We start from the raw sequence: 8,347 nt of genomic DNA, 5'->3' as shown, positions 1-8,347 counted from the left end.
GCCTTGCCTCGGCCCGCCGCGGCCGGGCCCGCCCTACCCGCCGAGCCGGATGGCCTGCCGGCCTACGAACCGGTGGCCGCCGGGCTCGACGGCACCGATCCGCTCACCGAGATGCTGACGGCCCCGGGCGGTCGGGCCACGCCGCCGCTACTGATCGCCCTGGTCAAGGGGCGCATCGCCCGGTTCGCCGACAGGGAGTCGCACTGCCCCGCGCCGCAGTCCCCGAGCAGCCTGTCCCACGCGTTCCAGCCGCCGGTCTGAGCGGACTGCTCAGACGTCAGCGAAGATCATATCGTGCAGCCTGGGCACGTCGCCGCGCCGCACCGCCCGCTGCGCGAAGGCACGGATGCCGGCCTGCTGGCGAGCCCCGAGCCGGAAGTCCAGGGTGGTGAAGTACCGGGCCAGCGTCGCCGGATCGAACACCTCGAAGCGGGCGGCCCGCGCCGCGACCTCCCGTACGTCACCGAGCGCGAGATCCAGGCCCGCGCGGAAGGCGTCGTGGACCTCCTTCACCACCCCTGGGTGGCTCTCGGCGAACGACCGTCGAGCGGCCCAGATCGCGAAGACCATCGGCAGGCCGCTCCACTCCCGCCACGCCGCACCCAGGTCGATCAGGCCGAGGGGATCTGCGGAGCCGCCGCGCTCGGCCTCGTAGGTGGCCCGCAGCGCCACGTCGCCGATGACGACGGCCGCGTCCGCCTCCCGCAGCATCAGCGGCAGGTCCGGCGGCATGGTCACATAGTCCGGCCGCCGGCCGTAGCGCTCCTCCAGCAGCATCCGCGCGAGCAGCACGCTCGTCCGTGACGTCGAGCCGAGCGCGACCGTGCGCACCTCGTCGAGGGGGACTGCGGTCGCCAGCACCACGGACAGCACCGGCCCGTCGGACCCGACGGCGAGATCGGGCAGGACCACGAGTTCGTCGGCGTGGCGCAGGTATTCCACCAGGCTGATCGGCCCGATGTCGAGATCACCGGCGACGAGCGCCTCGTTCAACCGGTCCGGAGTGTCCTTGGTGAGCTCGATGTCAAGCAGCGCACCCGAGTGGACGAGCCCCCAGTACAGCGGCAGGCAGTTCAGGAACTGGATGTGCCCGACCCGGGGCCGGACCTCGGTCAACGCTGCCCGCCGTGCCGGTTCTCCATCACCTCGAGCACGGCCCGCCGCTGTCGCAGCGCCAGCGGATAGCTGAGCAGGCCACTGACGGCGAGCGCCAGCACGAACGCGAGCAGGCCGCCCAGGCCCAGCAGCAGAACGACGGCGAGCACGACGCCGAAGAGCACCGCTCGGATGGCGAAGTAGCGCACGTTGATGCCCAGCAACCCACGTTCCGAACGGCTCTTGCGCGGCTCCATCAGGACCCTTTCTTCCTGGTCGTCTTCCGGCTCGGCACCCAGCCGAGTCGGCGCAGCACGGTCGGGAAGAACCCCAGGCCGAGGAACACGACGAGCAGCCCGAGCAGACCGGCGGGCCCGATCGCCAGGCCAACCCAGTCCAGCAGCACGTACACGGCGATACCGGGAACCAGAATGACCAGAAAGGCGAGCACGAAGATGGAGCCGATGCCGGGCGCTCCGGGTGGGCGGACCGGCCGGGGCCGCTGCGCGGGGCCGGCGCTCGGGATCGGTTCGTCGGTCGTGGTCGGTTCGTCGGTCGTGGCCATCAGGGTCGTCCCCGGCTCAGGCGTCGATGGAGGATGCGACCTCACGGCGGGCCGGGTCGGGCCTGTCGTACTCGCGGATCTCCTGGTAGCGGGTGTCGCGTTCGACCGGCCGGAAGCCGGCGTCGCGGATGATGGTCAGCAGGTCGTCCCGCGTCATCGTGGTGGGGGTGCCGAACCGGTCCGCGTCGTGGGTGATCTTGTACTCGACGACGGAGCCGTCCAGGTCGTCGGCGCCGAAGTTCAGCGCGAGCTGCGCCGTGGTCAGCCCGTGCATGACCCAGAAGCACTTCACGTGATCGACGTTGTCGAACAGCAGCCGGGACACCGCGAACGTCTTCAACGCCTCCGCGCCCGTCGCCATCGGCTGGTTCATCAACCGGTTACGGGGATCGCCGGCGGCGTCATGCTGGAAGCGCAGTGGGATGAACACCGCGAAGCCGCCCGTCTCGTCCTGCAGCTCACGCAGCCGGAGAATGTGGTCGACCCGGTGCCGCGGCTGCTCGACGTGGCCGTAGAGCATCGTGCATGGCGTGCGCAGGCCCTTGGCGTGCGCCAGCCGGTGGATGCGCGACCAGTCCTCCCAGTGGGTCTCATGGCCGACGATCTGCTGGCGGATCTCCCAGTCGAAGATCTCCGCGCCGCCGCCGGTCAGCGAGTCCAGTCCGGCGTCGATGAGCTCGTCGAGGATCTCGTCCGCGGACAACCCGCTGATCTTCTCGAACCAGTGGATCTCGGTCGCGGTGAACGCCTTGAGCGCCACGCCCGGAAGCGCCGCCCGCAGCTCCCGCAACGACCGCGGGTAATAGCGCCACGGCAGCGTGGGATGCAGGCCGTTGACGATGTGCAGCTCGGTGATACCGGCCGGCTCCATCTCCCGGGCCAGCCGGACGGCCTCCTCGATTCGCATCGTGTACGCGTCGGCCTCGCCCGGCTTGCGCTGGAACGAGCAGTACGCGCAGGACGCCGAGCACACGTTCGTGAGGTTCAGGTGCCGGTTCACGTTGAAGAACGTGCGGTCGCCGTTCTTCCTGGTCCGGACCTCGTGGGCCAGGCCGCCGAGCCACACCAGATCGTCGCTGGCGAACAGCGCCTCGCCGTCCGCGCGACTCAACCGCTCGCCCGCCCCGACCTTGGCCTCGATCTCCCGCCTGAGCCCAGCATCCATGAACCAAGGTTAGCCCGTCGGGACGGCCGGCCCCGCCCGCCCGGACGGGCTGACCCGTCACAGCCGTCCCGGAACCGACCCGTCACACACCCGGACCGGGCTTGTCCCGATTCGCGGAACGCTGCGCGGCGCGGCGCTGCATGCGCCCGAGAGGCCAGGTCAGCAGGCCGGCGACGACGAACCCGATCAGCACCGAAAGCACCAGGTTCACCCCGACGAGGGCGAGCACGACCGTGATCGCCACCAGGACGAGCAACCGGGCCAGGAAGTACGGCAGCTGCGCCCGCAGGTCGACGTCCGCCTGCTCCGGACGGGCCGGCGGACGAGCCGGGCCGGCGGGACGCTGCGACGCCCCGTTCTTCTTCGGCCGCTCGGGCCCCCCGGACCGCCCACGCCCGCGTCCCCCGTCCTGCGAACCCCGGTCCTTCGGCGCTCCGCGTCCCCCACCCGCCATGGTCATCCTCTGTCCGCCCAGCTCCTCGCCCCGATGCCGATCCGGGGCCGACCGCCCCGATGCGGGGCCGACACCGACCACTCTGCCCGTCCCCATGCCACCACGGCCAGGGGGTTCGCCGGCCGGTACGTCAGCGGGACTGCCGGGCGCCGCCCAGGTCACCGGCCCATCGGCGGTACAGCGCGTGGTCGACACCGGCCGCGTCAAGGACCCGACCGGCGACGAAGTCCACCAGGTCGCCCGCGCGGCGGGCACCCGCGTAGAAGCCGGGGCTCGCCGCGGCGACGACCGCGCCCGCGTCGTGCAGGGCGAGCATGTGGCGCAGCGTCGCGCCGGTGTAAGGCATCTCGCGGGGGACGACGACGAGGCGGCGCCCCTCCTTGAGGGTCACGTCCGCCGCGCGCTGGAGCAGGTCCTTGGACAGGCCCAGGGCGATCCCGGCCAGGGAGGCGGTGCTCGCCGGAACAACGATCATGCCCCTGGTCGGATGGGAACCGCTGCTGGGCGCCGCTGCAAGGTTGCCCGCCGCGTGCACCTCGACCAAGGCGCGGACCGCGGCGGCGAGGTCGGCCGCCGCCATGCCCGGCGCCGCCTCGCCCGCCTCGCCCGTGTCGCCCCCAGGGCCTGCCTCGCCCGCGTCGAGGGCCTGGGCGAGCCAGGTGGTCAGCGACGTCGCCCAGTCGCCGTCGTGCCAGGCGACGCCGGTCTCGTCGAGCAGGGTCAGCCGCGCGGCGCGGGAGATCACCAGGTCGACCGGCAGGCCGGCGGCGAGCAGGCCACGCAGCACCGCGGCGGCGTACGGCGTGCCGCTGGCGCCGCTGACCCCGACGACCCACGGCACCCGCGCCGGCGCGGCGGAGCTCACCTGCCGGCTCAGCCGGACAGACCGCGGCTGAGCAGGTCGGCGAGGGCGAAGGCGAACAGCGCGATGCCGACGAAACCGTTCGCGGTGAGGAACGCCCGGTTCACCCGGGACAGGTCGGTCGGCGACACGATGGCGTGTTCGTAGCAGAAGACCGCCGCGGTGATGGCCAGGCCCGCCCACCACCAGGCGCCGGCGCTCACCATCACGCCGTAGGCCACGAACAGGCCGAACGTGACGACATGCGTGACGCTCGAGCCGATCAGCGCGCCGCGCACCCCGAAGCGGGCCGGCACCGACCGCACGCCGATGCGCCGGTCGATCTCGGCGTCCTGGCAGGCGTAGATCAGGTCGAACCCGCCGATCCAGCTGCCGACGGCGAGGCCGAGCACGAACGCCGCCCACGACCAGTGGCCGCTGACCGCGATCCAGGCGCCGATCGGGGCGACGGCCTGCGCGATACCGAGCACGGCGTGGGGGAAGTCAGTGAACCGTTTGGCATACGGGTAGACCACCAGCGGCGCGACCGCGATCGGCGCGAGGGCGAGGCACAGCCAGGACAGCGCGGCCGCGGCGGCGAGGAAGGCGCCCAGCGCCACCACGGAGCCGACCACGGCGGTTCGCAGCGACACCGCGCCCGTGACGAGCTCGCGGTTGGCCGTGCGCGGGTTGCGTGCGTCAATGGCCCGGTCGATGATCCGGTTCGCCGCCATAGCGAAGGTCCGGGCCGCGACCATGGCAACGGTGACGAGCGCGAGGTCGGCCCAGTGCACCGAGCCGGACGCGCCGAACGAGGCCGCCAGCGCCGCGATGTAGGCGAACGGCAGGGCGAACACCGAGTGCTCGATGACGACGAGGCGTAGGAACGCCCGCACGTGGCCGAGCTCGGCCGCCCCGCCGCCCGGACCCGGCAGGAAGGTCGCGTCACTCAAAGGCCGTACTCCTTCCAACGGCGGGTGACCTGGGCTCGGACCGACTCGTCCATGACGATCTCGGTCGGCCAGCCACCCTCCCGACGGTAACCCTCGGTCGGCAGTTTGCGCGTCGCGTCGACGCCGACCTTGCCGCCCCAGAACTGCTCGTAGGAGGCATGGTCGAGGTGGTCGACCGGGCCGACAGTGGTGATCAGATCGTGTGCGTAGTCAACGTTGCCGAACGCCCGCCAGGCGACCTCGGCGTAGTTGTGGACGTCACAGTCGGCGTCGACGACGACGACCAGCTTCGACAGCGACAGCAGCCCGGCGCCCCAGATGGCGTTCATCACCTTCTGCGCGTGCTTCGGGAAACGCTTGTCGATCGAGACGATGCAGCAGTTGTGGAAGACCCCGGCGTCGGGCAGGTCGTAGTCGACGATCTCAGGGATCATCATCTTGATCAGCGGCAGGAAGATGCGCTCGGTCGCCTTGCCCATCGGCCCATCCTCCTGCGGCGGGCGACCGACGACGATCGTCTGGAAGATCGGGTCCCGGCGCATCGTCATGACGTCGACGTGCAGCGCGGGGAACGGCTCGACCGGGGTGTAGAAGCCGGTGTGATCGCCGAATGGGCCCTCCGGCAGCCGCTCCCCTGGTTCCAGCCACCCCTCCAGCACGATCTGGGAGTTCGCCGGCACCCGTAGCGGAACCGACAGGCAGTCGATCATCTCGACCCGCTCGCCGCGCAGGTAGCCGGCGAACAGGTACTCGTCGATGTCGGCGGGCAGCGGCGCGGAGGCCGCGTAGGTGACCGCCGGGTCGCAGCCGAACGCGATCGCCACCGGCAGGCGCTCCCCGCGCCGCTCGGCGACCGCGTGATGGGCGTTGGAGTCCTTGTGGATCTGCCAGTGCATGCCGACGGTTCGCGCGTCGTGGCGCTGCAGCCGGTACATCCCCAGGTTGCGGGCGCCGGTCTCCGGGTGGCGGGTGTGGGTGAGGCCCAGGTTGAGGAACGCGCCGCCGTCGGCCGGCCAGGCGTGCAGGCCGGGCAGACGGAACAGGTCGACCTCCGACCCCCTATACACGACCTCCTGGCAGGGCGCGGTGCGCACGCGGCGCGGCGGCAGCGAGGTCAGCGACGCGGCCTTGCCGAGCGCGTCACGCAGCCCGGACAGGCCGACCGGCAGCTCCGGGCGCAGCAGCGCCGCGAGCCGGTCGCCGATGTCGTCCAGGCGCTCCACGCCGAGCGCCGCGGCCATCCGCTCCTCGGTCCCGAACACGTTGATCGCCACCGGCATGTCCGCGCCGAGCGGCGACTCGAACAGCAGCGCCGGCCCCCGCTCGCGCACCACCCGGGTCACGATCTCGGTGATCTCCAGTCGGGGATCGACGGTCGCCGATACCCGCCGCAGGTCCCCACGCCGCTCGAGATGAGCGAGAAACGCACGCAGATCCGCCCAGGCCATTGCTCCATCCTGGCAGCAGCGGCGGCCCGCCGTCCGGGCACCCACCACCCGTCGACACGCCGACGCGGGCGGCCGTCCCGACGTGGACCGACGGACCGGCCGGACACGGGCTCCGGCCGGAGGGCACACTAGGGATACACGGGCCGGCCATCTCCGCGACACGCGCGCCCTCCGCGAGGGGCGCCGCACGCTCGTCTGACCCGTCGGCGATGCCGCGTGATGGCCGGGAGTACATACCCGCGGGCCGATGTTCCTATCGAGTATGTCGAGCCAGTCTTAACCGATCAAGGGAAGCGGGAAGGAGCGACCGGCCGGTGCTGAGCCTCGCGCTTTTGTTTGTGATCATTGGTGTTTCGGTGTACGCGATCATCGACGTCGTCGGGACACCGCCGGACGAGGTACGGGCCGTGCCCAAGCCGATCTGGGTCGTCGTGGTGATCCTCTTCAGCCCCTTGGGGGCGGTTGCCTGGTTCCTCTTCGGGCGCCCCAGCCTGAACGGGCTCGGCGCGCGCCCGCCGCGGCGGGCGATCTCGGATCACCCCGCCTTCGGCCAGCGATCCACCTGGGAGATCGACCGTCGCGAGGCGGGCCTGGGACGGCCCGGCTCGCGCATGGGGACCCGCCGCTCGGTCGCCCGGCCCAAGGGCCCGGACGACGACCCGGAGTTCATCCGGGAGCTCGCCGACCGCATCCGTGGCGGCGAGCCGGAGCCTCCGTCGCCCTCACGCGGCTGATCTGCCTGTACGGCTGAACTACCTGTACGGCTGAACTACCTGTACGGCTGAACCTGTCAGCCGACCGGCCGTGGGGACGCGGCCGGTCGGCATCCGGGCTGTGCCGGGCACCGGCTCCGCGGGCTCAGACTCCGCGGGCTCAGACTCCGCGGGCTCAGACTCCGCGGGCTCAGACTCCGCGGGCTCAGACTCCGGCGTAGGAGTGCAGGCCGGTGATGACGAGGTTCACCACGTAGTAGTCGACGAACAGCGCAGCGAAGGCGAACAGCGAGATGGCCGCCGCCCGTCGGCCCCGCCAACCAGCCGTGGCTCGCGCGTGCAGGTAGGCCGCGTAGCAGACCCAGGTGATGAACGACCAGGTCTCCTTGGGGTCCCAGCCCCAGTAGCGCCCCCATGCCGCCTCCGCCCAGATCGCGCCGGCGATGATGGCGAACGTCCAGATCGGGAACGCGAACGCGATGATCCGATAGGTGAGCGTGTCCAGCGCCGCCGAGGACGGCAGGCGCATCACGATCCCGCCCCGGTTCTGCATCGCCCGGCTCGCCTGCGCGCGACCCGAGGCGACCTCGGCCAGCCGGCTCTCCCAGCGCTCCTTGACGAGGAACAGCACGGTGGTCACGGCGGAGACGAGGAACACGCCGCTCGCCATGATCGCCCCGACCACATGGATCTTGAGCCAGTAGGAGTTCAGCGCCGGCACGAGCGGGCCCGGCGCGACGTACAGAACCGTGCCGGCGAACCCGAGATACAGCACGGTCGGCACCATGACGAACACGCCCAGCCAACGGACGTTGTGCCGGATCATCAGGCCGAGGAACGTCGAGACCGCGATGAGCGAGATCATCGACGAGTACTCGTACATGTTGCCCCACGGCACCCGGTCCGCCGCGAACCCGCGGGTGATGACCGAGGCCAGGTGCAGGGCCCAGCCGAGGACGGTGAGCCCCACGGCGATGCGGCCCACCCACCGGGCACGCCCGGGCACGTCGAGGTCACCGTCGTTGCCCGCGGCCAGGGTGTGCGCGGCCTGGTCGCGTTGGCGGGCCGCCTCGATCTCCCGGGCCCGGTCCGCTGCCGTCGGCGCCGCCGGGT

General features: G+C 71.7%; 10 protein-coding genes and 1 pseudogene. 2 read left to right on the top strand and 9 right to left on the bottom strand.

Features of this window, described 5'->3' with window-relative positions:
• Positions 1-261 (top strand): annotated as a pseudogene (locus MXD58_RS14250) (helix-turn-helix domain-containing protein); the annotation flags it as partial.
• Between the two features lie 9 nt (positions 262-270).
• Here MXD58_RS14250 and MXD58_RS14245 read toward each other — a convergent pair.
• The 8 genes from MXD58_RS14245 to MXD58_RS14210 form a co-directional block, all read right to left on the bottom strand.
• On the bottom strand, positions 271-1,116 hold the full coding sequence (locus tag MXD58_RS14245) for a menaquinone biosynthetic enzyme MqnA/MqnD family protein (protein WP_248839640.1): 846 nt from the start codon (positions 1,114-1,116) through the stop codon (positions 271-273).
• Entirely contained in the window at positions 1,113-1,352 is a 240-nt protein-coding gene (locus MXD58_RS14240) for a DUF4229 domain-containing protein (protein WP_248839639.1), read from the bottom strand. The genes MXD58_RS14245 and MXD58_RS14240 overlap by 4 nt, the downstream gene beginning before the upstream one ends.
• The gene (locus MXD58_RS14235; RefSeq protein ID WP_248839638.1) at positions 1,352-1,660 is read right to left on the bottom strand and encodes a hypothetical protein; all 309 of its coding nucleotides are present in this window, start codon (positions 1,658-1,660) and stop codon (positions 1,352-1,354) included. Before MXD58_RS14235 ends, MXD58_RS14240 begins: the two co-directional genes overlap by 1 nt.
• 16 nt (positions 1,661-1,676) lie before the next feature.
• A complete protein-coding gene (mqnE, locus tag MXD58_RS14230; protein WP_248839637.1) occupies positions 1,677-2,825 on the bottom strand; it encodes an aminofutalosine synthase MqnE in 1,149 nt (382 codons plus the stop codon).
• Positions 2,826-2,907: 82 nt separating this feature from the next.
• Positions 2,908-3,279 (bottom strand): DUF4229 domain-containing protein, encoded by a 372-nt coding sequence (locus MXD58_RS14225; protein WP_250609394.1) that lies wholly within the window; start codon positions 3,277-3,279, stop codon positions 2,908-2,910.
• A 130-nt stretch (positions 3,280-3,409) separates the two neighbouring features.
• Entirely contained in the window at positions 3,410-4,144 is a 735-nt protein-coding gene (locus tag MXD58_RS14220) for a UbiX family flavin prenyltransferase (RefSeq protein ID WP_248839635.1), read from the bottom strand.
• An 8-nt stretch (positions 4,145-4,152) separates the two neighbouring features.
• Entirely contained in the window at positions 4,153-5,073 is a 921-nt protein-coding gene (gene mqnP / locus MXD58_RS14215) for a menaquinone biosynthesis prenyltransferase MqnP (RefSeq protein WP_248839634.1), read from the bottom strand.
• Positions 5,070-6,521 carry a menaquinone biosynthesis decarboxylase gene (locus tag MXD58_RS14210; RefSeq protein WP_248839633.1) on the bottom strand — a complete coding sequence of 484 codons (1,452 nt, stop codon included), beginning with the start codon at positions 6,519-6,521 and terminating at the stop codon, positions 5,070-5,072. Before MXD58_RS14210 ends, mqnP begins: the two co-directional genes overlap by 4 nt.
• Before the next feature lie 314 nt (positions 6,522-6,835).
• Here MXD58_RS14210 and MXD58_RS14205 point away from each other — a divergent pair, with 314 nt between their 5' ends.
• Positions 6,836-7,255: a PLD nuclease N-terminal domain-containing protein gene (locus tag MXD58_RS14205; protein ID WP_248839632.1), complete on the top strand. Its 420-nt coding sequence runs from the start codon at positions 6,836-6,838 to the stop codon at positions 7,253-7,255.
• A 184-nt stretch (positions 7,256-7,439) separates the two neighbouring features.
• On the opposite strand, the gene ccsB is transcribed toward MXD58_RS14205, so the two are convergent.
• The coding region (ccsB, locus tag MXD58_RS14200) for a c-type cytochrome biogenesis protein CcsB (RefSeq protein ID WP_250609393.1) at positions 7,440-8,347 on the bottom strand (908 nt) is incomplete at its 5' end.

The organism is Frankia sp. AgKG'84/4, from assembly GCF_023242965.2.
Taxonomy (GTDB): Bacteria; Actinomycetota; Actinomycetes; order Frankiales; family Frankiaceae; genus Frankia.
Note: the sequence above shows the minus strand (reverse complement) of the source record. Positions and strands in the feature narration are given on the sequence as shown.

Bases quoted from the DNA above. Each gene is read 5' to 3' on its own strand.
- MXD58_RS14210 (WP_248839633.1), bottom strand. From the start codon at position 6,521: ATGGCCTGGGCGGATCTGCGTGCGTTTCTCGCTCATCTCGAGCGGCGT.
- MXD58_RS14240 (WP_248839639.1), bottom strand. From the start codon at position 1,352: ATGGAGCCGCGCAAGAGCCGTTCGGAACGTGGGTTGCTGGGCATCAAC.
- mqnE (WP_248839637.1), bottom strand. From the start codon at position 2,825: ATGGATGCTGGGCTCAGGCGGGAGATCGAGGCCAAGGTCGGGGCGGGC.
- MXD58_RS14235 (WP_248839638.1), bottom strand. From the start codon at position 1,660: ATGGCCACGACCGACGAACCGACCACGACCGACGAACCGATCCCGAGC.
- MXD58_RS14225 (WP_250609394.1), bottom strand. From the start codon at position 3,279: ATGGCGGGTGGGGGACGCGGAGCGCCGAAGGACCGGGGTTCGCAGGAC.